The 25110-nt window shown below is 60.9% G+C and carries 22 protein-coding genes and 2 pseudogenes; 18 read left to right on the top strand and 6 right to left on the bottom strand.

What is annotated here, in order from left to right:
* Positions 1–2 precede the first annotated feature (2 nt).
* From NE852_RS12065 to NE852_RS12025, 9 genes are all read left to right on the top strand, one after another.
* A complete protein-coding gene (locus NE852_RS12065; protein WP_258156554.1) occupies positions 3–1109 on the top strand; it encodes an ABC transporter ATP-binding protein in 1107 nt (368 codons plus the stop codon).
* Positions 1110–1455: 346 nt separating this feature from the next.
* On the top strand, positions 1456–3915 hold the full coding sequence (locus tag NE852_RS12060) for a glycoside hydrolase family 2 protein (protein ID WP_258156553.1): 2460 nt from the start codon (positions 1456–1458) through the stop codon (positions 3913–3915).
* 39 nt (positions 3916–3954) lie between these two features.
* Positions 3955–4719 (top strand): sugar phosphate isomerase/epimerase, encoded by a 765-nt coding sequence (locus NE852_RS12055; RefSeq protein ID WP_008525461.1) that lies wholly within the window; start codon positions 3955–3957, stop codon positions 4717–4719.
* A gap of 8 nt (positions 4720–4727) precedes the next feature.
* Positions 4728–5861: a Gfo/Idh/MocA family protein gene (locus tag NE852_RS12050; protein ID WP_008525463.1), complete on the top strand. Its 1134-nt coding sequence runs from the start codon at positions 4728–4730 to the stop codon at positions 5859–5861.
* A gap of 104 nt (positions 5862–5965) precedes the next feature.
* Positions 5966–6997: an L-glyceraldehyde 3-phosphate reductase gene (gene mgrA / locus NE852_RS12045; protein ID WP_008525464.1), complete on the top strand. Its 1032-nt coding sequence runs from the start codon at positions 5966–5968 to the stop codon at positions 6995–6997.
* 185 nt (positions 6998–7182) lie between these two features.
* Positions 7183–8796, top strand: coding sequence for a glycoside hydrolase family 43 protein (locus tag NE852_RS12040; protein WP_008525466.1), 1614 nt, complete (start codon positions 7183–7185; stop codon positions 8794–8796).
* A 489-nt stretch (positions 8797–9285) separates the two neighbouring features.
* A complete protein-coding gene (locus tag NE852_RS12035; RefSeq protein WP_008525468.1) occupies positions 9286–10212 on the top strand; it encodes an ABC transporter ATP-binding protein in 927 nt (308 codons plus the stop codon).
* Positions 10209–10970: an ABC transporter permease gene (locus NE852_RS12030; RefSeq protein WP_008525470.1), complete on the top strand. Its 762-nt coding sequence runs from the start codon at positions 10209–10211 to the stop codon at positions 10968–10970. Before NE852_RS12035 ends, NE852_RS12030 begins: the two co-directional genes overlap by 4 nt.
* 108 nt (positions 10971–11078) lie before the next feature.
* The gene (locus NE852_RS12025) at positions 11079–11816 is read left to right on the top strand and encodes an SDR family oxidoreductase (RefSeq protein WP_008525472.1); all 738 of its coding nucleotides are present in this window, start codon (positions 11079–11081) and stop codon (positions 11814–11816) included.
* Here NE852_RS12025 and NE852_RS12020 read toward each other — a convergent pair.
* Positions 11779–12702: a LysR family transcriptional regulator gene (locus NE852_RS12020; protein WP_008525473.1), complete on the bottom strand. Its 924-nt coding sequence runs from the start codon at positions 12700–12702 to the stop codon at positions 11779–11781. The genes NE852_RS12025 and NE852_RS12020 overlap by 38 nt on opposite strands.
* Positions 12703–12840: 138 nt before the next feature.
* Here NE852_RS12020 and NE852_RS32620 point away from each other — a divergent pair.
* Positions 12841–12969 (top strand): annotated as a pseudogene (locus NE852_RS32620) (LysR family transcriptional regulator); the annotation flags it as partial.
* A gap of 41 nt (positions 12970–13010) precedes the next feature.
* Here the strand turns inward: NE852_RS32620 and NE852_RS12010 are convergent.
* Positions 13011–13448, bottom strand: coding sequence for an EamA family transporter (locus tag NE852_RS12010; RefSeq protein WP_258156552.1), 438 nt, complete (start codon positions 13446–13448; stop codon positions 13011–13013).
* 399 nt (positions 13449–13847) lie between these two features.
* Here NE852_RS12010 and NE852_RS12005 point away from each other — a divergent pair, with 399 nt between their 5' ends.
* Complete coding sequence (locus tag NE852_RS12005) at positions 13848–15131, top strand: MFS transporter (protein ID WP_258156702.1); 1284 nt, start codon at positions 13848–13850, stop codon at positions 15129–15131.
* Positions 15132–15185: 54 nt separating this feature from the next.
* On the opposite strand, the gene NE852_RS12000 is transcribed toward NE852_RS12005, so the two are convergent.
* From NE852_RS12000 to NE852_RS11990, 3 genes are read right to left on the bottom strand one after another with little or no spacing between them, the layout of a single operon-like run.
* The gene (locus NE852_RS12000) at positions 15186–15884 is read right to left on the bottom strand and encodes a TIGR02281 family clan AA aspartic protease (protein WP_008525488.1); all 699 of its coding nucleotides are present in this window, start codon (positions 15882–15884) and stop codon (positions 15186–15188) included.
* A complete protein-coding gene (locus NE852_RS11995) occupies positions 15881–16093 on the bottom strand; it encodes a DUF1289 domain-containing protein (RefSeq protein ID WP_037171055.1) in 213 nt (70 codons plus the stop codon). Before NE852_RS11995 ends, NE852_RS12000 begins: the two co-directional genes overlap by 4 nt.
* 19 nt (positions 16094–16112) lie before the next feature.
* Positions 16113–16895: an adenosylcobinamide-GDP ribazoletransferase gene (locus tag NE852_RS11990; RefSeq protein WP_008525492.1), complete on the bottom strand. Its 783-nt coding sequence runs from the start codon at positions 16893–16895 to the stop codon at positions 16113–16115.
* A 174-nt stretch (positions 16896–17069) separates the two neighbouring features.
* On the opposite strand from NE852_RS11990, the gene cobT reads away from it, so the two are divergent.
* Both cobT and NE852_RS11980 read left to right on the top strand, forming a co-directional pair.
* Positions 17070–18086, top strand: a complete 1017-nt coding sequence (gene cobT, locus NE852_RS11985; RefSeq protein ID WP_008525493.1) for a nicotinate-nucleotide--dimethylbenzimidazole phosphoribosyltransferase — start codon at positions 17070–17072, stop codon at positions 18084–18086.
* 66 nt (positions 18087–18152) lie between these two features.
* Positions 18153–18542 (top strand): diacylglycerol kinase, encoded by a 390-nt coding sequence (locus tag NE852_RS11980; RefSeq protein WP_008525495.1) that lies wholly within the window; start codon positions 18153–18155, stop codon positions 18540–18542.
* 48 nt (positions 18543–18590) lie between these two features.
* On the opposite strand, the gene NE852_RS11975 is transcribed toward NE852_RS11980, so the two are convergent.
* Positions 18591–20126, bottom strand: coding sequence for a HAMP domain-containing sensor histidine kinase (locus NE852_RS11975; RefSeq protein ID WP_258156551.1), 1536 nt, complete (start codon positions 20124–20126; stop codon positions 18591–18593).
* 106 nt (positions 20127–20232) lie between these two features.
* Here NE852_RS11975 and NE852_RS11970 point away from each other — a divergent pair, with 106 nt between their 5' ends.
* From NE852_RS11970 to NE852_RS11950, 5 genes and pseudogenes are all read left to right on the top strand, one after another.
* Complete coding sequence (locus NE852_RS11970) at positions 20233–20790, top strand: thermonuclease family protein (RefSeq protein ID WP_008525511.1); 558 nt, start codon at positions 20233–20235, stop codon at positions 20788–20790.
* Positions 20791–20794: 4 nt separating this feature from the next.
* Positions 20795–21427, top strand: a complete 633-nt coding sequence (locus NE852_RS11965) for a uracil-DNA glycosylase family protein (protein ID WP_008525513.1) — start codon at positions 20795–20797, stop codon at positions 21425–21427.
* A 69-nt stretch (positions 21428–21496) separates the two neighbouring features.
* Positions 21497–21985, top strand: a pseudogene (locus NE852_RS11960) (Lrp/AsnC family transcriptional regulator).
* 715 nt (positions 21986–22700) lie between these two features.
* Positions 22701–23723 carry a porin gene (locus NE852_RS11955; RefSeq protein ID WP_008525515.1) on the top strand — a complete coding sequence of 341 codons (1023 nt, stop codon included), beginning with the start codon at positions 22701–22703 and terminating at the stop codon, positions 23721–23723.
* Positions 23724–24165: 442 nt separating this feature from the next.
* Positions 24166–25062, top strand: a complete 897-nt coding sequence (locus NE852_RS11950) for a LysR substrate-binding domain-containing protein (protein WP_008525516.1) — start codon at positions 24166–24168, stop codon at positions 25060–25062.
* The last annotated feature ends 48 nt before the right edge of the window (positions 25063–25110 follow it).

Below are 25110 nucleotides of genomic sequence, written 5' to 3'. Positions count from 1 at the left end.
ACATGAACATGAATTCCACTGTCTCCAATGCGAGCGTCTCGATCAAGGATCTGTCGCTGAACTTCGGTGCGGTCAGCGTGCTGAAGGATCTCAATCTCGACATCAATGACGGCGAGTTCCTGGTGCTCCTCGGATCGTCCGGCTGCGGCAAGTCGACCTTGCTCAACTGCATCGCCGGCCTGCTCGACGCGTCGGAAGGGCAGATCTTCATCAAGGGCAAGAACGTCACCTGGGAAGAGCCGAAGGACCGCGGCATCGGCATGGTCTTCCAGTCCTATGCGCTCTATCCGCAGATGACGGTCGAGAAGAACCTCTCCTTCGGCCTTCGCGTCGCCAAGGTGCCGCAGGCCGAGATCGACAAGCGCGTGGCGCGCGCGGCCGAGATCCTGCAGATCCAGCCACTCCTGAAGCGCAAGCCGGCCGAACTTTCCGGCGGCCAGCGCCAGCGCGTGGCGATCGGCCGGGCGCTGGTGCGTGACGTCGACGTCTTTCTGTTCGACGAGCCGCTGTCCAACCTCGACGCCAAGCTGCGTTCGGAACTGCGCGTCGAAATCAAGCGCCTGCACCAGTCGCTAGAGAACACGATGATCTACGTCACCCACGACCAGATCGAGGCGCTGACGCTCGCCGACCGCATTGCTATCATGAAGAGCGGCATCATCCAGCAGCTCGACGACCCGACGACGATCTACAACCGCCCGCGCAACCTCTTCGTTGCCGGCTTCATCGGTTCGCCGTCGATGAATTTCCTGCGGGGCGAACTGGTCAAATCGGGCGACGGCATCGCCTTTACCGCCAACGGCGTCAACTTCTCGCTTGCCGGCTATGACGCCACCGAGACCCTGCAGCCCGGCCGCAAGGTGGTGCTCGGCGTTCGTCCCGAACACATCAAGGTCAACGAGAATACCGGCGGCGAAGAACATGACGCCACCGTCGATATCGAGGAGCCGATGGGTGCGGACAATCTTCTGTGGCTGAAACATGCCGGCCACACGATGTCGGTGCGCGTCAACGGCGCGCGCCGCTTCAATGTCGGGGCGAAGGTGAAGCTCAGCTTCGACATGACCGTTGCCTCGGTGTTCGATGCCGAGAGCGAGCTGCGGCTCTAGAAAGTTCTGCGGGTGGGGCCGGAGATGGCGCCACCTGCTGCTGCAAGGCTATAGGTATGAATTCGGCAGAAGCTCTGCATTCCCTCATTCCTGTGCTTGTCACAGGAATCCAGCGACGGCGCGTCCGCGCCGTGAATGACTCTTTACCACAGAGGGGTCTCCCGCGCCCAGGGACCTGGGCGCACTGGATTCCTGTGACAAGCACAGGAATGAGGGAGGAGAGCTGGGGCGCCCCTGGTGAAGGGTGAGGGGAAGGAAACCTCCCTCACAAGCGACAGGGTGAGGGCAAATAGCGATCCTTCGCCCTTCCCAAGACCATAATGCTTTCAAAATCGGAAATGACATCGTGACGCAACAATCGACCCCATCCAGCATCGACCTTTCCGGTTCGTGGCAGCTTACCTCCGTCGACGGCGAAGTTCGCACAGCGATTGCGTTGCCCGGCGACGTGCATACCGCACTCCACCGCGCAGGACTGATCCCCGATCCCTATTTCGGCCGCAACGAGGAGAAGGTGCAGTGGGTCGCCGAGCGTGAATGGGCGGTCGAGCGCAGCTTCACGCTGCAGGAGATCGAGGGCGACTGGTATCTGGAGCTCGACTATCTCGACACGGTCGCCAGCGTCTACGTCAACGGCTTTCTGGCTCTCGAAGCCGATAACAGCTTCCGCCGTTACCGGCCGGATGTCTCGAGCATGCTGAAATCGGGCGATAACTCCATCCGCATCGTCTTTGCCTCGAACGTTGCCGTCGCTGCGGCGCGGCAGAAGCAGCAACCCTTCTATATCCCTTACAGCACCGGCAATTGCCCGATCCCCGACGGCAACATGCTGCGCAAGCCTCAATGCCATTTCGGCTGGGACTGGAATATCGCCATCGCGCCGTTCGGTCTCTACGGCACGATCGCGCTGAAGAAGCTCGAGACGGCGCGTATCGAACATGTCGTTACCCGCCAGGTCCATAACAATGACGGTTCGGTCGACCTGACGGTGACGGCGAGCCTGTTTTCCAAGCATGCGGGTGTCGCCCAGGTCTATTTCGATCTCGACGGGGAGCGTGTGCGCCTCGATGTCGGGGTCAAGGGCGAGACTGACGTCAACTATCTCTTCCATATCGACGAGCCGCGCCTGTGGTGGCCTTCCGGCAGCGGCGAACAGGCGCTCTATACACTTTCCGTCGAAGTGGCCGACGATGAGGTGACCAGGCAGATCGGCCTTCGCACCATCGAACTGATCACCACGCCGGATTCATCCGGCGCCCGCTTCGCCTTCAAGGTCAATGGGCGCGAGATCTTCTGCCGTGGCGCCAATTGGATCCCCGCCGACGCGCTCTATTCGCTCTCTTCGCCTGACAAGACCGAAGATCTGCTGCAATCGGCGAAAGCCGCGAACATGAACATGATCCGTGTCTGGGGCGGCGGCTTCTACGAGCAGGATTACTTCTACGATCTCTGCGACCGGCTGGGCCTGCTGGTCTGGCAGGATTTCATGTTCGCCTGCAACCTCTATCCCTCGACGGAGGATTTCCTCGACAATGTGGCGATCGAGGTCGACTACCAGGTGCGGCGGCTCTCCTCGCATCCCTCGATCGCGCTCTGGTGCGGCGACAACGAGCTTGTGGGCGCGCTGACCTGGTTCGAGGAATCGAGGAGGAACCGCGACCGCTACCTCGTCTCCTACGATCGCCTCAACCGGACGATCGAGCAGGCGGTGAAGAAGGCGCTGCCCGGCGCGCTCTGGTGGCCGTCGAGCCCGGCTTCCGGCTATCTCGATTTCGGCGATGCCTGGCATGCCGATGGCTCCGGCGACATGCACTACTGGTCGGTCTGGCACGAGAACAAGTCGTTCGACAATTACCGCTCGGTGCGCCCGCGCTTCTGCTCGGAATTCGGCTTCCAGTCCTATACCTCGCTGCCTGTCATCAGGACCTATGCCGAGGAGAAGGATATGAATATCGCTTCTCCCGTTATGGAGCTGCACCAGAAGAATGCCGGCGGCAACGAGCGCATTGCCGGCACGATGTTCCGCTATTTCCGCTTCCCCAAGGATTTCCCGAACTTCGTTTATCTCAGCCAGATCCAGCAGGGGCTCGCCATCAAGACCGCGGTCGAATACTGGCGGTCGCTCAAGCCCCACTGCATGGGCACGATCTACTGGCAGCTCAACGACACCTGGCCGGTCGCCTCCTGGTCGAGCCTCGACTACGGCGGACGCTGGAAGGCGATGCATTATCTCGTCAAGCGTTTCTTCCAGCCGGTGGCGATCGCCGCCATTCCCGCCGAAGACGGCAAGACGATCCGCTTCTCGCTTGTTAACGACACGCTTTCAGATGTCAGCATCGATCTTTCGATCTCGCTTCTGACGATGAAGGGCGAGCGGAAGCACCTGAAAGACGTGCAGGCGGTCTGCTCGCCGGATGCCGCGGTAACGGCAGCGACGATCGATGTGTCCGACATTGCCGAGGGAACGCTGCTCGCCTGGCATTTCACCGCGTCGAACGGCATGGGCGGCGAAGGACACTATGTCAACGGCACCTATAAGGCGCTGGAGCTGGAGCCGTCGGGCCTGACCGTTACCCATGAATATGTCGAGGCGAGCGGCGCCGTCGACATCAACATCACCGCTAAGGGACTTGCGCTCTTCGTGATGATCGAAAGCGAGACGGACGGAAAATATTCCGACAACGCCTTCGATCTGGCGGCCGGCGAGAGCCGCCGCATCACCTTCACTCCGGCACATCAGCTCGAACGCGGCAGGCTGCCGGAATTCCGCTTCTACGACCTGCATTCCTGCCAATCGGCGGATTGATCCTTCCAAGAAATGGGCACGAGGCCCAAGGAGAACATGATGACGAAACTCAGCTACCAGCTCTACAGCGCGCGCAATTTCCCGCCTTTGTCGGCGATCTTTGAGAAGCTCGGCAAGGCCGGTTACGGCGAAGTCGAAGGTTTCGGCGGCATCTATGCCGAACTGGATGAGGCCGGCCTGAAGAGCCTGCGCGCCGATCTCGACAAGAACGGCCTTGTCATGGCGACCGGGCATTTCAGCCCCGATTTCCTCGATGGCAGCGTCGAGAAGTCGCTGCAGATCGCCAAAGTCCTCGGCATGGATTCCATTTATGCGCCGCATCTGATGCCCGACCAGCGCCCGACGGATGCTGCCGGCTGGCTCGCCTTCGGCAAGCGCCTGCAGGAAATGAGCAAGCCCTACAAGGATGCGGGCTATGAATTCGGCTGGCACAATCACGACTTCGAATTCGTGAAGCTCGCCGACGGTTCGCTGCCGATCGAGCGCATCTTCGAAGGCGCGCCCGACATTACCTGGGAAGCGGATATCGCTTGGGTCGTTCGCGGCGGTGCCGACCCCTATGCCTGGGTCGAGAAGCTTGGGGACCGCATCAGCGCCGTGCACGTCAAGGACATTGCGCCGGCAGGCGAAGCCACGGATGAAGGCGGCTGGGCGGATGTCGGCCATGGCACGATCGGCTGGGCCAAGCTGCTTCCGGTCGTCAAGGCGAAGACCAAGGCCAAGCATTTCGTCGTCGAGCACGACAATCCGAACGATATCGACCGCAACATCACGCGCTCGATCGCTTCCATCAAGACCTACTGAGGCACATCATGACCAGGGAACTTGGCGTCGGCATCATCGGATGCGGCAACATCTCCACCACTTATTTCTCGCTCGCACCGCTCTTCAAGGGGCTGAAGGTGCTCGCCTGCGCCGATATCAACGTGCAGGCCGCAGAGGCCCGCGCCAAGGAATATGGCGTCAAGGCACAGACGATCGAGGAGCTTCTCGCCAATGACGAGATCGACGTCGTCGTCAACCTGACGATCCCGGATGCGCATTTTCCGGTATCGAAGGCGATCCTCGAGGCTGGCAAGCACGTCTATTCGGAAAAGCCGCTGGTGCTTACGCTGGAGCAGGGCGAGGAGCTTCGCCGCATCGCCAAGGCGAAGAATCTTGCCGTCGGCTGCGCGCCGGACACCTTCCTCGGCGGCGCCCACCAGCTCGCCCGCAAGTTCATCGATGACGGCGGTATCGGCCGGGTGACCTCGGGCGCCTGCTATGTGATGAGCCCCGGCATGGAAATGTGGCATCCGAACCCGGACTTCTTCTTCCTGCCGGGCGGCGGCCCGATCCTCGATCTTGGCCCCTACTACATCGCCAACCTGATCAACCTGATCGGGCCCGTGAAGCGTGTCGGCGCCATGACCTCGATGGCATCGGCGACCCGCACGATCACCAGCCAGCCGCGCCACGGCGAGATCATCCCTGTGAAGACACCGACGACGATCCAGGCGCTGCTGGAATTCGTCAGCGGCGCCACGGTGACGCTGTCGGCGAGCTGGGACGTGTGGTCGCATCGCCATGCCAACATGGAACTCTATGGCACCGACGGCTCGCTCTACGTGCCGGACCCCAACTTCTTCGGCGGTGTGGTCGAGGCGAGCGGCCGCGACAAGGACATCAAGCCGCTGGAAAACTGGGAGCATCCCTTTGGCAAGATCAACCAGGAAAACCCGAACGGTTCGCGCGCCAACTACCGCACGGCCGGCCTTGCCGACATGGTGATGTCGCTGATCGAAGGCCGCGACGCGCGCTGCTCACTCGACCGCACGCTGCACGGCGTCGACGTCATGACATCGATCCTGAAGTCGGGCGAGGAGGGGCGGTTCATCGACCTTTCGACGACCTGCACCCAGCCGGCCGCACTCGGCATCGAAGAGGCGCAGGCGCTGTTGCGGTAGAGATGAGGCGCGCCGTGGGCTTGTCGTAACGGCGCGCTTGCTCCATTGGTACCGTCATCCCAGGGGGTGACGGTACCAATGGGTATTTTATCAAGGAGAGTTTTATGAGCTGGCAACCGGCCGCAGACCGCTATTCGAAAATGAAATACAACCGCACGGGCCGGTCCGGCCTGAAGCTGCCGGCCGTCTCCCTGGGCCTTTGGCACAATTTCGGCGGTGACACGCCGCATGACCGCAAGATCGACATGTGCCGCACGGCTTTCGATCTCGGCATCACACATTTCGACCTCGCCAACAACTACGGCCCGCCTCCCGGCAGCGCCGAGACAGCCTTCGGCGAGATCCTGCGGACGGAATTTTCCGGCCTTCGCGACGAGCTGATCATCTCTTCGAAAGCCGGCTACGATATGTGGCCAGGTCCTTACGGCGAATGGGGCAGCCGCAAATATCTGATTGCCTCCTGCGACCAGAGCCTGAAGCGCATGGGCCTCGATTATGTCGACATCTTCTATTCGCACCGCTTCGATCCGGAGACGCCGCTCGAGGAAACCTGCAGCGCGCTCGACCATATCGTCCGCTCCGGCCGGGCGCTCTATGTCGGCATCTCCTCCTATAATTCGCAGCGCACCCGCGAAGCAGCCGCCATCCTTAGGGAACTCGGCACGCCCTGCTTGATCCACCAGCCGAGCTATTCGATGCTCAACCGCTGGGTCGAGGACGACAAGCTGCTCGATACGCTCGATGAAGTCGGCATGGGTTCGATCGTGTTCTCGCCGCTCGCCCAGGGCATGCTGACGACGAAATATCTCGCCGGTATTCCCGAGGACAGCCGCGCAGCGCAAAACCACTTCCTGAAGCGCGATTTCATCCGCCCCTCGATCATCGACAATATCAGGAAGCTCAATGAGATCGCCGAAAGGCGCGGCCAGACGCTGGCGCAGATGGCGATCGCCTGGGTGCTGCGCGGCGGGCGCGTGACCTCGGCGCTGATCGGCGCCAGCCGCTCCTCGCAGATTGTCGATTGCGTCAAGGCGCTGGACAATCTCGAATTCAGCCTCGAGGAACTTGCCGAAATCGACGTTTATGCGCGCGAAGCCGATATCAACCTTTGGGCCAAGTCGGCGGAGCGGGAATAGGATATTCTAGGCTCCGTCATTCCTGTGTGCTCGTGCCGGCACGACGGAAGTTACGGGAAGCCAGCCGCTGCGCGGCGAGAAGAGTCTTCCCGGCCCAGGGATCTGGGCCGGTTGGAGCGATGAGGGATGGGAAGTCTGCCATAAACTGACGTACGTACCGCAAATTCACCCTTGGAGGAGCCGCCATGATCCGCAATCCCATCCTGCCCGGGTTCAATCCCGATCCGTCGATCTGCCGCGTGGGCGACGATTGTTATGTCGCCACCTCCACCTTCGAATGGTATCCAGGCGTGCAGATCCATCATTCGCGCGATCTGGTGAACTGGACGCTGGTGCGCCGGCCGCTGGAGCGCGCCTCGCAGCTCGACATGCGCGGCAATCCCGATAGCTGCGGCATCTGGGCGCCCTGCCTTTCTCATGCCGACGGGCAGTTCTGGCTTGTTTATACCGACGTCAAACGTTTCGACGGTAATTTCAAGGATGCGCATAATTACATCGTGACTTCGCCTTCGATCGAGGGCGAATGGTCAGAGCCGGTCTATGTGAATTCCTCCGGCTTCGATCCGTCGCTGTTCCATGACGACGACGGCCGCAAATGGTTCGTCAACATGCAGTGGAACCACCGGACGGAAAGCTTCGGCGGCTCGCCGAAATCGCCGGCCTTTGATGGCATCCTGCTGCAGGAATGGGACCCGACGACAAAGGCGCTGAAAGGCCCGATCAAGAACATTTTCGCCGGCAGCCCGCTCGGCCTCGTCGAGGGACCGCATCTCTTCAAGCGCACTGGCTGGTATTATCTGACCACCGCCGAGGGTGGCACCGGCTACGACCACGCCGTCACCATGGCGCGTTCGCGCAGCATCGACGGGCCTTACGAGATGCATCCGAACATGCATCTCATCACGTCCAAGGATCATCCGGGCGCGGTGCTGCAGCGTGCAGGGCATGGGCAATATGTCGAGACGTCTGATGGTCAGTTCTATCATACCCATCTCTGCGGTCGGCCGCTGCCGCCGAAGCGGCGCTGCACGCTGGGGCGCGAGACGAGCCTGCAGAAATGCGTCTGGCGTGACGACGATTGGCTCTATCTGGAAAACGGCACCTCGGTGCCCGATGTCGAGGTGCCTGGCCTCTTTGACGCTACGCCTCTGGAAAAGCCGATGCGCACCGAATACAGCTTCGATGGGAGCAAGCTGCCGGCCGATTTCCAATGGCTGCGCACGCCCGAGCCCCAGCGTATCTTCAGCCTGACGGACCGTCCCGGCCATTTGCGGCTGATCGGGCGCGAAAGCATCGGCTCATGGTTCGAGCAGTCGCTGGTCGCGCGGCGACAGGAGCATCACAGCTTCCGCGCCGAGACCGTGGTCGAATTTTTGCCCGACACCTATCAGCAGGTCGCGGGACTGACGCATTACTGCAACCGCCACAAGTTCCACGCGGTTGCCGTGACGCTGCACGAAACGCTCGGCCGCTGCGTCACCATCCTGTCCTGCAACGGCGATTATCCCAACGGACGCTTGAGCTTCCCGGCCGAAAGCGGTGTCGCGATCCCTGCCGATGGTCGTGTCCAGCTCGCCATGGAAATCCGCGACAACGACCTGCAATTCTTCTGGCAGACGGAAGGCAAAGGGGCCTGGCAACCGATTGGCCCAGTTCTCGACGCAGGCGTGATTTCCGATGAGGGTGGGCGCGGCGAACATGGCTCCTTCACCGGCGCTTTTGCGGGCGTGTTTGCGTTCGACACATCGGGCCGGGGGAAGACGGCGGATTTCGACTGGTTCAATTATGATGAATTGTGAGGGCGGCCATCTGCCATGGATGGCGCCGTACTTCACGGCGACACAAAAAAGAAAGCCGGCGCAGGGCCGGCTAAGGCGAACGCGGCTCGACAGGGGTACTGGCCGGTTCCAAGCACTTGATGACTGACAATTACTTTCACTACATGCCGAGGCAGCGAAAATGCGGTGCAACGAGAGCACCTGAGGACGGCTCCGCAAAGGGATGGGCGGCGGGGCGGATGCCGGTGCTTGCCTCGGCTCTCTTATCGGGCATGAATATCACCGGATGATGACATCCGAACCGGCTGCCGCCTTCTTTTCACCTCGGAATGGTCGTCGCAGCGATAACAGAAGCCGGCTATCTGTCTTTATCACCAGTAAGTGACCATCTACAGGCGACGGTGTTGGCGCAGCGTGAATGCAGTGTTCACGTTCCCGAAGGATGTCAAAGTGTCTCAGACGAACTATATAGCGGGCCGTAATACTTTCAAGAATCTGCAAGAGTCAGGCATGGCCCCCATCATTTCCGTTCAGAACCTCACCAAGACCTACGCCAATGGGTTCGAGGCCCTGAAAGGCATCAACCTCACCGTCGAAAAGGGAGAGATCCTGGCGCTGCTCGGGCCGAATGGTGCGGGTAAGACGACGTTGATCTCGATTATCTGCGGCATCGCCAATCCAAGCGGCGGCCAGGTGCTGGTCGCCGGCCACGATGTCGTGAGGGATTTCCGCGCCACCCGCTCGATGATCGGGCTGGTGCCGCAGGAGCTGACCACCGACCAGTTCGAGACGGTGTTTAATACGGTGAGCTTTTCCCGCGGACTGCATGGCAAGAAGGCCAATCCCGCCCATATCGAGAAGGTGCTGCGGGCGCTCTCGCTGTGGGACAAGAAGGACAATATGCTGCGTCAGCTCTCCGGCGGCATGAAGCGGCGCGTGCTGATTGCCAAGGCTCTCTCTCACGAGCCTGACATTCTTTTCCTCGATGAGCCCACCGCCGGCGTCGACGTGACGCTGCGCAAGGACATGTGGCATGTGGTCGAGGAGCTCCGGGCCTCCGGCGTCACCATCATCCTCACAACCCATTATATCGAAGAGGCGGAGGAGATCGCCGACCGTGTCGGCGTCATCAACGGTGGCGAATTGCTGCTCGTCGAGGACAAAAAGGCGCTGATGGCCAAACTCGGCCGCAAGCAGCTCATTCTCGATCTTAACGAACCGCTCGGCCGACTGCCCGATTGTTTTGCCGGTAACGGACTGACGCTGGAAGCCGGCGGCAACCGGCTGACTTACGATTTTGACGCCGACAACGAGCAGGAAAGCATCGCGACGCTGCTGACCCGGCTCGGCGAGAACAATATTCACTTCAAGGATCTCTCGACGCGGCAGAGCTCGCTCGAAGATATCTTCGTGGCGCTGGTAGGAGCGGGCAGATGAACTTCGAAGCGGTCAAGTCGATCTATTTCTTCGAGATGGCGCGCACGCGCCGCACGCTACTGCAGAGCGTCATATCGCCCGTCATCTCGACTTCTCTCTATTTCATCGTCTTCGGCGCGGCCGTCGGCTCGCGCATCCAGGAAGTGGAGGGTGTCTCCTACGGCGCCTTCATCACGCCAGGCCTTATCATGCTGACACTGCTCGGCCAGTGTATCAGCAACGGCTCTTTCGGCATCTATTTCCCGAAATTCACCGGCACGATCTACGAGGTGCTTTCCGCGCCGGTGGCAATGACCGAAATTCTGCTCGGTTATGTCGGGGCGGCGGCGAGCAAGGGCATCATCATCGGCTTTATCATTCTGCTGACGGCCAATCTCTTCGTCGATGTCAGGATCGAGCATCCCTTCATGATGATCCTGTTCTTCCTGCTGACGGCGATCACTTTCAGCCTGTTCGGCTTCATGATCGGCATCTGGGCCGGCAATTTCGAGCAGCTGAACCTCATTCCCATGCTGGTGGTGCCACCGCTGACCTTTCTCGGCGGCAGCTTCTATTCCGTCAGCATGCTGCCGCCCTTCTGGCAGGCGGTCAGCCATTTCAACCCGGTGCTCTATCTCGTCAGCGGCTTCCGCTGGAGTTTTTACGGGATCGCCGATGTCAATCCGGCGATCAGCCTGGCGATGATCTCGCTTTTCCTGGCGATCTGCTTGGGAACGCTCGGCTGGATCTTCAAGACCGGCTACCGCCTGCGCAACTGATGCGCTTGAACGGCATCATCGGAAAGTCCGATGATGCTATCGATTTCTTCCGTTTTTCTTTCGCTTGAGCCTGCGGCATCTGCTCCCTCATTCCAATGGAGATGCAGGATGACAGCGATCAGGATCGAAAATGCGAAGGTGGTGATCGTCGGCGGCAGTTCCGGCATGGGGCTGGCGCTTGCCAGGCGTCTGCTGGAGGAGGGTGCGTCGGTAATCATCGTGGGACGAAGCAAAGACAGGCTCGCGGCGGCCTGCGGCGATCTCGCCCATCATCCCAAACTTGAGACGCGCGCTGTCGACATATCGCGGGAGGAAGACGTTGCGGCGCTGTTTCAAGACGTCGGGCCGATAGATCATATCGTCAGCACGGCTGCCGATATCGAAGGAGCCTATCAGCTTCTGCCTTCGATCGAGCTTGCGGCAGCGCAACGGGTGGTCGAGAGCAAATTGTACGGGCCGCTGCTGCTGGCAAAGCACGGCGCGGCCCATCTGCCGCCATCAGGATCGATCACCTATACCTCGGGTATCGCAGCCTACCGGCCGGCAGCACGGGGATCGGTTGTCGCGGCGGTCAATGCCGCGCTCGAAGGCCTGGTCAGAGCGCTTGCGGTCGAACTGGCGCCGATCCGTGTCAATGCCGTATCGCCGGGATGGGTGGATACGCCGATCTGGAACTTCGTCGCCGGCGACGCCAAACAGGCAACGCTCGATGCGATGGCCGAGCGCCTGCCTGCCGGCCGGGTCGGGCAGGCTGAGGACATTGCCGATGCGATCCGCTTCCTGATCGGCAACGGCTTTACCACCGGCACTATCCTGCACGTCGAAGGCGGGCATCGTCTGGTCTGATCAGCGACAGGTGTTCGGTTGCCGATTGCAGCAGGCGAGCCAGCGCCGGCGGCTGCACCCGCCGGCGCCGCCACATCATCACCAGCGAGGCTGTCGGCGGCTCGCCGGGCCACGTCAGTTCGACGATATTGCCCCGAGCCGGGGACGACTGGACCGCAAGGCGCGGAACGAGGCCGTAGCCGGCGCCCGAGGCAACGAGACGAATGATCGTTGCAATGCTGTCGGCTTCCGTCACGATGGGCGGCGCAACCAAGCCCGCTTCCGCAAAGGCGGTATCGAAAAGGTGGCGATAGACGCAGCCGGTTTCCGTTGCCACGAAAGGTATGGTGCCGAGCGCCGCGAGGCTTTCGGCCGGCCGGGCCTGCGAATCGCGGCCGGCGATCAGTACCAGCGGCTCACCGGAGATGCCGCGCATGGCGAAACGCTCGTCCTGCTGGCCGCGATCGAAGGTGAAGGCGGCATGGATCGAGCCGTTTTGCAGTTGCGCAAGCAATTCGCCGCTGCTGCCGATCTTGAGCTTCAGACCGATGTCGGGGTTGTCCCTACGAAAGAGCGAAAGCCAGGGCGCGAGCCTTTCGGAAGCGATGGTTTCGAGCGTGCCCAACGTGATAGACCGTTCGGTGCCGCCGGCGGCCGCGCGGACGGCTGCCTTGGCCTCCTCGTTCAGCGCCAGGATCTCTTCCGCATAGGCCTTCAGCGCCACACCTGCTGTTGTCAGCGCAACGCCCTGCCGGGAGCGCAGGAAGAGTTCCGCGCCAAGCTCTTCTTCCAGCGTCTGTATCTGGTCGCTGAGGCTTGACTGGGCGAGATTGACCTCGGCGGCTGCGCGCGTGAGATTTCCGTATCTGATAACCGCGAGGAATGTCTTCAATTGTCGTGGATTCATGCTGGGCTTCCGCTATGCCGGGGCGTGGCCCGACGGATAATATCAACAAAGCCGATCGGCGGGCAACGTAGAGCATCGACGGCGCTATCTTCTCATGCGTCACACGAAATGCTTCGATGAAATCCATGAGCTGTTTTCATGGAGTTCGCTATGTCGTCCGGCGAGGTTGACCTCAATCTCCTGCGCGTCATCGATGTTCTGATGCAGGAAATGAGGGTTACGCGTGCTGCGGATCATCTGGGGCGGACCCAATCCGCCGTCAGCCGCTCGCTTGCCATATTGCGCATCTTTTTCAAGGACGAATTTGGTCACGCACTGCTGACCAGGAGAGCGCCCGACAGGATGAGGAGGGTGCCGGCGGCGAGCTTGACCATGTTGAGCTCGGAAGCTTCGCCGAGGAAGAGGGCGGCGATTGCCAGCGTCACCAGCACGTTGCAGCTCCAGATCGGGGCGAGTTTTGCGACCGGCACGCCGTAGGCGAAAAGCGCGAAGCTGATGAGACCGGTGCCGACGGCAAAACAGGCGCCTGATATGGCGGCAAAGCCAAGGCCCTCGGCGGTCCAGGGAGCCGGGCGCCAGATCAGTGCGGCGATCAGGCCGGCAGCCACGCACGCGGCGCCGAAGGCGATCAGATAGACCGCCGAGCCGGTGGCCGATGTGGCGCTCTGCTTCTGGAAGATGGCGGTGACGCCCCAGAAAATGGCAGGCAGAATGCCGCCGATGACGATCGGCCAGAGTGAATTCATCGCGAAACTCCTGTCGCACCCATGGGTCAAGGCCTCCACCTTTGGCGAAAGCCGGTCGAGCATGCGGGGTGCCACCAGACTAGGAGTTTCTTTTTGCTCTTTGTGGTCTTGTTGTTGCACTGGAAGGTGCCAGATCCGAGCGCGGCCGTAAAGGCATGGGAGCGCAAACGGCAACGCGCATTGACGCGATGTGGATTCCTGTTCTAGTTGTGGTTGTCATGAAGATCGCAATGGTTCTTGTCGTGGTGATAAGGCGCATGGGCAGGATGGTGTAACCATCCGGCGATCAGCCCCATGCGCGGAAAATCGAGCTCCTGACGGGGCTTTTTTTATGCCCTGAAATTGGGCTTGGCCTCGTCGGATTTCCCACAAAATCTCGCTGAAAAGACGGGCAAGACCATGACTCGCGACAATTCCATTGAGACATCCGGCGACCGTGCGACCGAGGAAACGGCCACGGCTTCAGCCGCCGCGCCCCGGCGCGCGGTCCTCCTGCTGCTGACGGCGCTCTCCGTGTTGCCAGTCAATATCTATTTGCCTGCGCTGCCGAATATCGCAGCCGCGTTCCAGGCCGATTTTGCGCTCGTCAATCTCTCGATTGCGGGCTATGCCATCGTCAATGCCCTGACTGAGATTGTCGCGGGCGCGATGTCTGACCGATATGGGCGCCGACCGGTCGCACTCGTCGCCGTCTCGGTTTTCATCGTCGCGTCCGTCGGTTGCGCGCTGGCTCCCAATATCGGCATTTTCCTCATGTTTCGGGTGATGCAAGCCTCTATCGCGGCCTGCTTCTGCGTCGCTCTCGTTGTCATCAAGGAGACAGCGGGCGAACGCCAGGCCGCCAACAGGATCGGTTACGCCGCCATGGGATGGGCCATCGCGCCGATGCTTGGCCCGACCTTCGGCGGCGTATTGGACGAATTGTTCGGTTGGCGGGCGATCTTCGTCACTCTCGCGCTGCTTGGCGCAGCCATCCTCGCCATATCGATGCGCGAGTTGAAGGAAACGTCAGGACACGGCTCGAGACTGCGAGGCAACTATTTCGTTTCCTATGGGCAGTTGCTGAGTTCGACGCGCTTCTGGGCATATACGCTCTGCATGGCCTGCTCCATGGGCACCCTATATATCTTTCTCGGAGGGGCATCATTGGCCGTGGGCGCGTCGCTCGGCGGATCAAGCGCGAAGCTGGGTTTCTTCATGGGGATGGTCCCCGCAGGGTTCATTTTGGGCAGTTATCTCGCTGCCCGGTTCGCCGGGAGGTCGCTGAGTAAGACCCTTGTCATCGCGCGACTATCGACGTGCATGGGTTTGTTGTTGGGTCTGGTTCTCTCGATCTCGGGCGTCACGCATGTGCTGGCGTTTTTCGGGCCCTGCATGTTCATCGGCATCGGCAACGGCTTGACTTTTCCAGCCGCCAATCTGGGCGTGATGTCCGTTCGCGCCCATCTCGCGGGCACCGCCGCCGGTCTTGCTGCTGCAATGTCGATTGCCGGCGGGGCTCTCATCGCGTCGGTCACCGGGCTGTTTATCGAGAGGCCCGGTGCAGTTCTCACGTTGTTCAGCCTGCTGCTGAAATCGGCATCGCTCGCTCTGGGGGCAGCGTTGTTCGCAACGTTTGTCGATCGACGAACGGCAAGCCGGAGTCCGCAGGGAGAACCTGCGGAAAGCGGGCAGTCGGCATGAAGGTCCGACTGTTGGACAGGGTTGGATCAAGAGCCCTGCTTGCGGCAGGCGCTCTCAGTCCCGCAGGCGCAATTCGTCCGTCTGCATCTGCAGGGAGCCGAGCGTTTCCAGGAAGCTCATGCCGAGCAGGCTCTGGTCGAGCCGGCCGTCTTCGGCGACGCTGGCTGCGACATTGTTGCGGACGATCGGGCCGATCGCCACCTGGTCGAGCGTGACGGGCGCGGCGCGGCCGCGGCCATTCGCGGTCATCACCGTCATGGAATAGGTGAGGCGGGAGAGATCAATACCGATCCGCCTGGCGTCGGCTTGCGAGAGCGCCACCATGCTGGAGCCGGTATCGACGAGCATTTCGATTGTCCGGCCGTTGACGCTGACATCGGCTTCGAAATGGCCATTCAGCAGCTTGTGCAGGATGATTTCCTGGCCGCCATCGCTTGTCGTGACGACCGCGGCGCGGCCGGGAACGAGGCCGGCGAGCAGCCGGTTGCCGACGGCGAGCGCATCCTGGCGATAGAGATAGACCGTCACGAGCGCCAGGATGATGACGAACCAGATCATCAACTGGCGCATCGTTTTACCGATGTTGCGGCTTCCCCAGATGCCGGCCGACAGCATCAGCGCGATCGGCAGCAGATAGATGAATCGGCCGAATTCGTTACTCTCCAGGCCGAGAATGCGGCCGCTGTCATTGTTGATGAGCAGTGTGGCCAGACCGACGCCGATCACGACGAGGAAGACGACGAGGCGCATCATAAAGGCAGCTCCGGCCCGCCGGCAAAATTTGTCTTCGTATCGCGTGACACGGTACCTGAAAGCCTGGCGGGCAGCAGCGCCATGATCCGGCGCCGCTCGGAATCGGAATAATCCATCCAGCCGCCGATTTCCTGAATAGTCCGGCCGCATCCGGCGCAAAATCCGGAGGCTGGATCCATGGAGCAGACGTGGATGCAGGGTGTTTGCATGATGGGATATATCGGGGCTTCAAAGAGCAGTGGCAAGGGCGCAGAGGGCGGCGATCTCGCAAATCTGCTGGGTCGCGCCGAGCGTGTCGCCGGTATGGCCGGCCAGCTTGCGGCGGATGAAGACGGTGAAGGCAAGCCCAGCAATGCCGGTGGCAAGCAGGCTTGCGACGAGCGGCTGCAGGCCGAATGCCGGCCAGATCAGGAGCGCTGCAAGGAAGCAGGCCGCAACAAGCGCAAACTGCATCGCCGCCTCGTCCGGCTGGCTGACGGAAGCAGCTATACCATCGGCCTTTGCCGGCGCCAGGCGCTGCCAGTGCCAGGCGATGGCGCCGCGGCTAAGGGCTGCGACCGCCGGGACGGCAAGTGCCGCGGCAAGCGCCGAGGAATGGCGAGCGATGGCGGAAAGTGCTGCTGCGCGGATCGCGAAGGAGAGGATCAGCGCTATCGCGCCATAGGTGCCGATCCGACTGTCCTTCATGATGAGGAGGCTCTGCTCACGGCTCCTGCCGCCACCGACGCCATCAGCCGTATCGGCAAGGCCATCCTCGTGCAGGGCGCCGGTGGCGAGGACCTGGACGGAAAGCGCGATCAGCGCCGCCATGAGGGGATCGGCATGCAGGCCCAAAAGAAGGAGGAAAGCGAGGCCTGGGAAGAGGCCTATGACGATACCGGCGAAGGGAAAGGCGCGCACCAACCGGCCAACCCTGCCGTCATAGCCTTTGAACAACGATTGCGGCATGGGGATGCGGCTCAAGAAGGCGACGGCGCGGGCGGTATCGACCGCATGGTCCTTGATCTTCATTCTGCTTCGTTCCGCCGGACGCTTCGGCTTATGGTCGCGGCGGCGCTTTTGGTGTTGTTCGCCTCGTCCGGCCGCTTTAAGAGAGTTGCCACCGCAAAGAAGCTGATTTGCTCGACGCAAACAAGTGGTTTGCGTGAAAACAAGAATACCTGGATTCATAGGAAAACCGCACAGATGAGCGTTTCAGGCCTGCCGTTCGACGATTTCCGTACCCTGCTCCGCGAATTGCCGGGGCCGGATGCCCGCGCGCTGGTGGCCGCGCGCGAACGCGACGCGCAACTGACCAAGCCGCCGGGCGCGCTCGGACGGCTTGAGGAAATCGCCTTCTGGCTCGCAGCCTGGACGGGCCGCGCACCTGCGGTCAACCGGCCGCTGGTGGCGATCTTCGCCGGCAATCACGGCGTCACCAGGCAGGGCATCACGCCCTTTCCGCCCGCGGTCACGCAGCAGATGGTCGAAAATTTCGCAGCCGGCGGTGCCGCGATCAACCAGATCTGCGTTGCTTATGATCTCGGGCTGAAGGTCTTCGATCTCGCGCTCGATTATCCCACCGGCGACATCACCGAAGAGGCCGCGCTTTCCGAGCGCGATTGCGCCGCGACCATGGCCTTCGGCATGGAGGCGATCGCCGGCGGCACCGACCTGCTTTGCATCGGCGAGATGGGCATCGGCAACACGACCATCGCGGCGGCGATCAACTATGCGCTCTACGGCGGTTCGGCGCGTGACTGGGTGGGACCGGGCACCGGCTCGGAAGGCGAGATGCTGGAGCGCAAGATCGCGGCGGTGGAGAAAGCGGTGGAGCTGCACAGCGACCATCTCGACGATCCGCTCGAAATCATGCGCCGGCTCGGCGGCCGCGAGATCGCGGCAATGGCCGGCGCCATCCTTGCCGCGCGCATGGAGCGCATACCGGTATTGATCGACGGTTATGTCGCGACGGCGGCGGCGGCGATCCTCAAAGCCGCCAATCCGGCCGCACTCGACCATTGCCTGATCGGCCACGTTTCTGCGGAACCCGGCCATCTGCGCGCGATCGAGATGCTCGGCAAGACGCCGCTTCTGGCGCTCGGCATGCGGCTCGGCGAAGGCACCGGGGCGGCGCTGGCCGCGGGCATCGTCAAGGCGGCCGCCGCCTGTCATTCCGGCATGGCGACGTTTGCCCAGGCTGGAGTGGCCAACAAGCATTAGGTCAGGCGCCGCCGGTTGGGTCGCAAACCCTTCCGGTTTGTTGCCATGGGAAGAGGAGAGGGCATCTTGACGAAGCCCGCGGTGACTAGGGAAACCGGATTTCGCCATTTCATCGCCGCTGCCAGCTATTCCTGGGCGGGCTTCCTGCGTGTGCTGAAAGAGGCAGCCTTTCGGCAAGAGCTCGGTTTCTTCATCCTGTCCTTCGCGGCCCTTGTCCTGGTGGGGGCCAGTGCCGGCGAGATCGTCGGCGCGGTGCTGCTGTTTCTCGGACTGTTTTCGATGGAGGCGATGAATACCGCCGTCGAAGAGGTGATCGACCGGATATCGCCGGAGATTTCGATCGTCGGCAAACATGCCAAGGATCTCGGCTCTTTCGCGGTGACCTGCATGATCGCCGCCTGCTGCCTTTATCTCGGCTTCGTCCTCGGCAAGCATCTGTTCTTTGGAGCCGCATGATGTTGTCCGAAAACCGCTCACACTTTTCGGCATCATGCTGTCGCTCACTCAGGCAAAGCTCCTGCGCTTGCGGGTGACCGCCTGGGCTTCTTCCACGGCCGGAAGGCTCTGAAGCACGCGCCTCGCCGGCAGGATGGCAATGACCTCGGTGCCCTCGCGCAGCTTCGATTTCAGCAGAAATTGTCCGTCGTGTTTGGCAAGGATCGCCTGGACGATCGGCAGGCCGAGGCCGGTGCCCTGCTCGGCGCTCTTGATCGCGATCGAGCCCTGACCGAAGGCCGAGAGCACAACGGGAATCTCGTCCTCCGGAATGCCCGGGCCGTTGTCCTTGATGGAAATATATTGTCCGCCGCCGGCCGTCCAGCCGACCTTGACATGGATCTCCCCGCCCTGCGGTGTGAACTTGACGGCGTTGGAGAGGAGATTGAGCACCACCTGGCGCATCGACTTCTCGTCAGCCCAGATGGCCGGCAACTGCCGCTCGAATTGATCCGATATGGCAATATTCTTGGCGCGGGCGCGCAGCTGCACCATGCCGATGCAATCCTCGGTGATATCGAGAAGCGAGATCGCCTCCTCGCTCAGCTCGTATTTTCCAGCTTCGATGCGCGAGAGATCGAGGATCTCGTTGATGAGATCAAGCAAATGCTGGCCGGAGCGATGAATGTCGCCGGCATATTCCTTATAGGTCGGATTGGCGAGCGGCCCCAGCACTTCGGCCGACATGACTTCGGAGAAGCCGAGGATGGCGTTGAGCGGGGTCCTGAGCTCATGCGACATGGAGGCGAGGAATCGGGATTTGGCGAGGTTTGCCTCTTCGGCGCGGCGGCGGGCCTCGTCCGACATGGATTTCGCCACTTCCAGCTCGGCGATCAGATCGTCCTTTTCCGACTGGTAGGACAGGATCATGAGGTTCGACCTGAAGAGCCGGTCGCTGATATAGCTGAAGAAGACAACGGTGGTGGTGAAGACGGCCGTCAGGCTGATTTCGAGAAGGTCGCGCGACAGGCCGCTCTTGGCGCCGAGCGCCAGAACTGCAGGCGAGAAGGCGACGAGCACGGACGGCGTCAGCATGAAGTTCGACATCGCCGTGACGGAAAGCGCGATCAGCAGGGTCGCGCCCTTATAAAGAATGAAGCTCGACGGCTCGCAGGTGTCGCAGCCCTGCAGCGCAAAGATTGCCCAGCAGCAGCCAAGCAGGAACTGGCCGGCGAGCAGCAGGCGGCGCCATCTGCGGGCGCTTTCGGCGGTGATTTCCTGCCGGCGCGCTCGCCGGGCAAGCAGGATATTGCCGGCGTGGCAGGTAAGCGTCAGCAGCGCCCAGAAGAGCAATTGCGTGTTCTGGGTGAAGTAAACGCCGAGCGCGGTGATAATGACGACGAAGAGCGGCATGATCGTCGCGCCCTGCAGCACCGACGCCACATACATCTTAAGGACATCGCGGTCGAAGGAGGAATTGGACGTATGACCAGACTGAAGACGTTCGCGTGTCTGCCGCACAGCCTTGGAAACGGCCTTGTTGCGGTGGCTACGCGACTTGTCGACGATAATCTTGTCGGTCGATGTGCTTACGCCGGTACTCATGTGCACGTTGAAACTTCATCCCAGGGTGGATAAGAGCTTAACCGGCAATTCTTAAGAAGATGTTTGCCATCTTTGCCAAGGATTTGTTTTTTAAGGAGGCAAAAGCGTGACACGGAGCCTGCGCCTTATTCGCGACGGCGTGACCGCGTTTGTCTTCCTGGCGTTCGCCGCGCTGATTGCCGCCAAGCTCAATGATGCTGATAAAATCGAGCATGCCGGCACCTTCCACGCGGCCGATGGCGACAGCCTGACATCGGGAGGCGAACGTTTGCGTCTCGAAGGTATCGATGCGCCGGAGCTTAACCAGAGCTGCAAACGGGAAGGGAAGGCATGGGCCTGCGGGCGGGTGGCGCGCGAGGCGTTGCAAGGCATGGTGCTGGCATCGGGAACATTATGTCAGGGCAGCCGGCGCGACCGCTACGACAGGTTGCTCGTCGTCTGCCGAAGCGGGACAGGCGGCGACATCAACGCCGCCATGGTGCGCCTGGGGATGGCTATTTCCTATGGCGGATATGGCAAGGAGGAGGCCGAAGCGAGGGCTGCCAAGGCAGGCCTTTGGGCCGGGACTTTCGAACGGCCGCGTGATGTGCGTGACCATAAGCGCGAGAGTTCCGGTTTCGGGAGCGCCCTTGGCCTGCTCGGGCGGATTGTCGGATGGGAGTAGAGACGTGATCGACGAAGCCATGCTGGAGGCGCTGCGGCGGGAGATCGCCTTGTGCCGCATCTGTCGTGACGCACCGGTACGGGGCCTTGAGAACCGGTTGCCGCACGAGCCGCGGCCGGTCGCGGTGATCTCGTCGAGCGCGCGCATCCTGATCGCCGGGCAGGCGCCGGGACTTCGCGTGCATGAGAGCGGTCTCCCGTTCGACGACGCTTCCGGCGACCGGCTGCGGTCATGGCTCGGCGTTGACAGGGCGAGCTTCTACGATCGCGACCGATTCGCCATCGTGCCGATGGGCTTCTGCTTCCCCGGCTACGACGACAAGGGAGCGGATCTGCCGCCGCGTCGCGAATGCGCGCCATTCTGGCGGCAAAGGGTGATTTCGGCCATGCCGCAGATCGAACTGGTGCTGGTCATCGGCCAATATGCGCAGGCCTGGCATATGGCTCCGGAGCGGCGGGGCAACATGACGGAGACGGTGCGGGCATGGCGCGACAGTCTTCTTTCCGACCGGGTGCCGACCGTGCTGCCATTGCCGCATCCGAGCTGGCGCAATAGCGGCTGGCTGAAGCGCAATCCGTGGTTTGAGGAAGAATTGCTGCCGGTCTTGCAGGAACGGACGAAAATGCTGCTTTCCTGAAACAAAATTCTTTTCGTCGTGCGGAATCGAGTTATACAGAGAAAATAATTCGAAAGGACTGTTGTGCGCATGGACCGCCTCGACCGAAAAATACTGCGTTTGCTGCAAGAAGATCGACCCTCGCCGTGGCCGATCTCGCCAAGAAAGTCGGGCTTTCGACGACGCCTTGCTGGCGGCGTATCCAGAAGATGGAGGAAGACGGCGTCATCAAGCGTCGCGTCGCGATCCTCGATCCGGAGAAGGTCAATACCAAGGTCACCGTTTTTGTGTCGATTCGGACGGCGACGCATTCGATCGAATGGTTGCGGCGCTTTTCCGAGGTGGTCGCCGAATTCCCGGAAGTGGTCGAATTCTACCGGATGAGCGGCGATGTCGACTATCTGTTGCGAGTCGTCGTGCCTGACATCGCCGCCTACGACGCCTTCTACAAGCGGATGATCGCCAAGATCGAGATTCTGCGACGTTTCTTCCGCCTTTGCGATGGAGCAAATCAAGTATTCGACTCAGTTGCCGCTCGACTACATGATCCTTGAGAACGCCAAGTCCAACGAAGACTGAGTCTATATGTGCGGCGTCTGACCGCGCGAAAAGTGCCTTGCGATAAGTGAGCTTCGACGTGCGGTCTGCTTGCCAACGTGGAAAGAGATGGCGTCATTTGCGGCATTCCCGTGACAAGCGGGTGCCGCAAGCTGGCCACACTGAGGCCGAAACACGCAGGCTAGAGTGCAGAAAAGCCCTCAAAATTGCGAAAAAACGCTCCAATCGCGACGAAATCTGGAAAAAATATATAGCCTGATAACGGTTGTGGGCGTATGTTTGATAGTACCAGTGCGCGTTGTGTCATCATTTTGTCGCATTGGTATCGAAATCAGAACACGATGTCCTACACCGCCACCTTGAATGTGTTCATTAGCCGGCGGTAGACTTTAGGCACTTCACCAATGTGTTCGACGGGGATCGAACGGTGAAGAATTTGACAATTGGGGCGTAGGGTTTGCGGCTTGCGATGGAGGATTTCCGTCGCGGGGCCGCTTGGTGTGTCTCAAGTCACTAAATATCTGATATTGTTGTATAAAAATCACGTCGTCGGGTAAAGTTGCCCGGGGAAGCCCATCTCGCGTATATCCAGAATTGCTTGAGAGTGCCTTGTATGTGATGACAGTTTGGCGGTTCGATCGATCCGCACGCCGAGATGGCTGTTCAAACTGGGCCGGCTTCAAATCGACTACCCGATGGGAAATCAGCCCCGATCGACAAAGGAATGGATTGGTAAATGAACATCAGAATGGTTTTGCTAGCATCAGCAGCAGCATTTGCTGCATCGACGCCGGTTCTTGCAGCTGACGCTATTGTTGCTGCTGAGCCGGAACCGGTTGAATATGTTCGCGTCTGCGACGCTTACGGCACCGGCTACTTCTACATCCCGGGCACCGAAACCTGCCTCAAGATCGAAGGCTACATCCGTTTCCAGGTTAACGTTGGCGAAGACGTCGGCGGCGATTCTGACTGGGATGCAGTTACCCGCGGTCAGGTTCAGTTCACGGCCAAGAGCGATACCGAGTACGGTCCGCTGACCGGCGTCATCGTCATGCAGTTCAATGCTGACAATGCCTCCAGCCAGGAAGCCAAGCTCGACTCCGCTTATCTCGACATCGCGGGCTTCCGCGCTGGTCTGTTCTACAGCTGGTGGGACGACGGCCTCTCCGGCGAAACCGACGACATCGGTTCGGTCGAAACACTGCACAACTCCATCCGTTATCAGTACGAAACCGGCGACTTCTATGCCGGCCTCAGCGTCGACGAACTGGAAGACGGCGTTTACAAGGCTGGTGAAGGTCCGAACAACGTTGGCGTTGCCTTCGGAGTCGGTGGCAAGGCTGGCGCCTTCAGCTACCAGGTCACCGGCGGCTGGGACTTCGACAACGAAGACGGCGCAATCCGCGCTATGGGTACGGTTGACATCGGTCCCGGCACGCTCGGCCTCGCCGGCGTATACTCTTCCGGCCCGAACTCCTACTACTCTGCGGCTGAATGGGCTGTTGCTGCTGAATACGCCATCAAGGCGACTGACAAGCTGAAGATCACCCCGGCCGTTCAGTACTACGGCAACTACTTTGGTGGCGGCAAGGCTGTTCCGGATGACTTCGACGGTCTCGGCGATGCCTGGAAGGTGGGTCTGACGGTTGATTACCAGATCGTCGACAACTTCTACGCCAAGGCTTCGGTTCAGTACCTCGATCCGGATGATGGCGATGACTCCACGACGGGCTACTTCCGTCTGCAGCGTTCGTTCTAATCGACTTAATGATGCTCCCGGTCTTCGGACCGGGGGCACTTCAATCAGTTTCTGATCTGAGTGACCTCCGATCAGCTACGGGGACGTGTCCGGTCTTCCCTGCCGGACCGTCCTTGCGGCGTTTTGGCGTATAGTCTTCAACGCTCTCTGTTTGGGTAACCTCTTCACCTGAGCCGAGCTGGCACGTTGCGTATCGCACGTCGGCATCATTTCTACCTCTCAAGGCAAAGCCGTCTTTTATTTGTCAACCGGATCGGGTGAACGAAGACTCGTGCGGACGGGGCTTTCAGTCCATGTTCTGTCCGCCGTCGGCCGGCTTTCCGGCAACAGGTCGTGAAAAGAAAATACAATGCCGACAATGTGATCACAGCTCTTTTGGAGTCGGAGATACAACCCTGGTGGGGGACTGGCATTCATTTCTACTCTCGGATAGCTTGTTTTCATGGACGATCTCAACGACTACTATTATTTCGCCGCTGTCGTCTCCAGCGGCGGTTTTGCTTCCGCAAGTCGTGACCTCAAGATACCGCGTTCGAAGCTGAGCAGGCGGGTCAGCCGGCTCGAAGAAGGGCTTGGCGCAAGGCTCATAGAACGCTCGACTCGCCATTTCCGGGTCACTGAGATCGGTCAGGCTTTCTACGAGAGGTGCCAGACCATCCTTCAAGAGGCCGATCGCGCCAAGTCGATCGTCAGCGAAGCTCAATCCGACCCGCAGGGTGTCGTACGAATGGGCTGCCCGCTCGGCCTTGTCGACATCTCCGTCGGAGGGATACTCCCCGAATTCCTGGAGCGTTATCCGAAGATCAAGCTGCAGATCATCGGCTCCGACCGGCGTGCCGACCTCATCAATGAACGCATTGACCTCGAAGTGAGGGCAACCAACGAGCCGGAGACGCAGACGAGCCTGACGATGCGCAAGCTCGACCGGGCGCGGCGTATTCTTGTCGCCAGTCCGTCCCTCGTCGAGCGTGTCGGAGGCGTGAGCTGTGCGGACGATCTTGCCGATCTGCCGACGCTGGCGATGACTTCGTGGGTGTCGTTTCACACTTGGGAATTGATCGGCCCGAATGGCGCCAGACAGGTGATCCGGCATCAGCCGCGGCTCACTTGCCGAAGCATGACCGCCATTCTCGATGCGGCTCGCGCCGGCCTCGGATTCGGACTTTTGCTCGAAAGCGCCTGCGAGGCCGATCTTCAGGCCGGCAAGCTGGTGAGGGTGCTGCCGGAGTGGCAGTCGGAAGAAAGTCAGTTCTATATCGTCTTCACGACGGCCAAGGGCATGCCGCCGGCCGTGCGGGTTCTGATCGATTTCCTGGTCGAAAAATCCAGACATCATTGACGGCGGGCAAGAGGCTTCGCCCCTCATGCCTGATTGCCCGGTTTCCGG

The sequence above is a fragment of the Rhizobium sp. Pop5 genome, from assembly GCF_024721175.1.
GTDB lineage: Bacteria > Pseudomonadota > Alphaproteobacteria > Rhizobiales > Rhizobiaceae > Rhizobium.
Note: the sequence above shows the minus strand (reverse complement) of the source record. Positions and strands in the feature narration are given on the sequence as shown.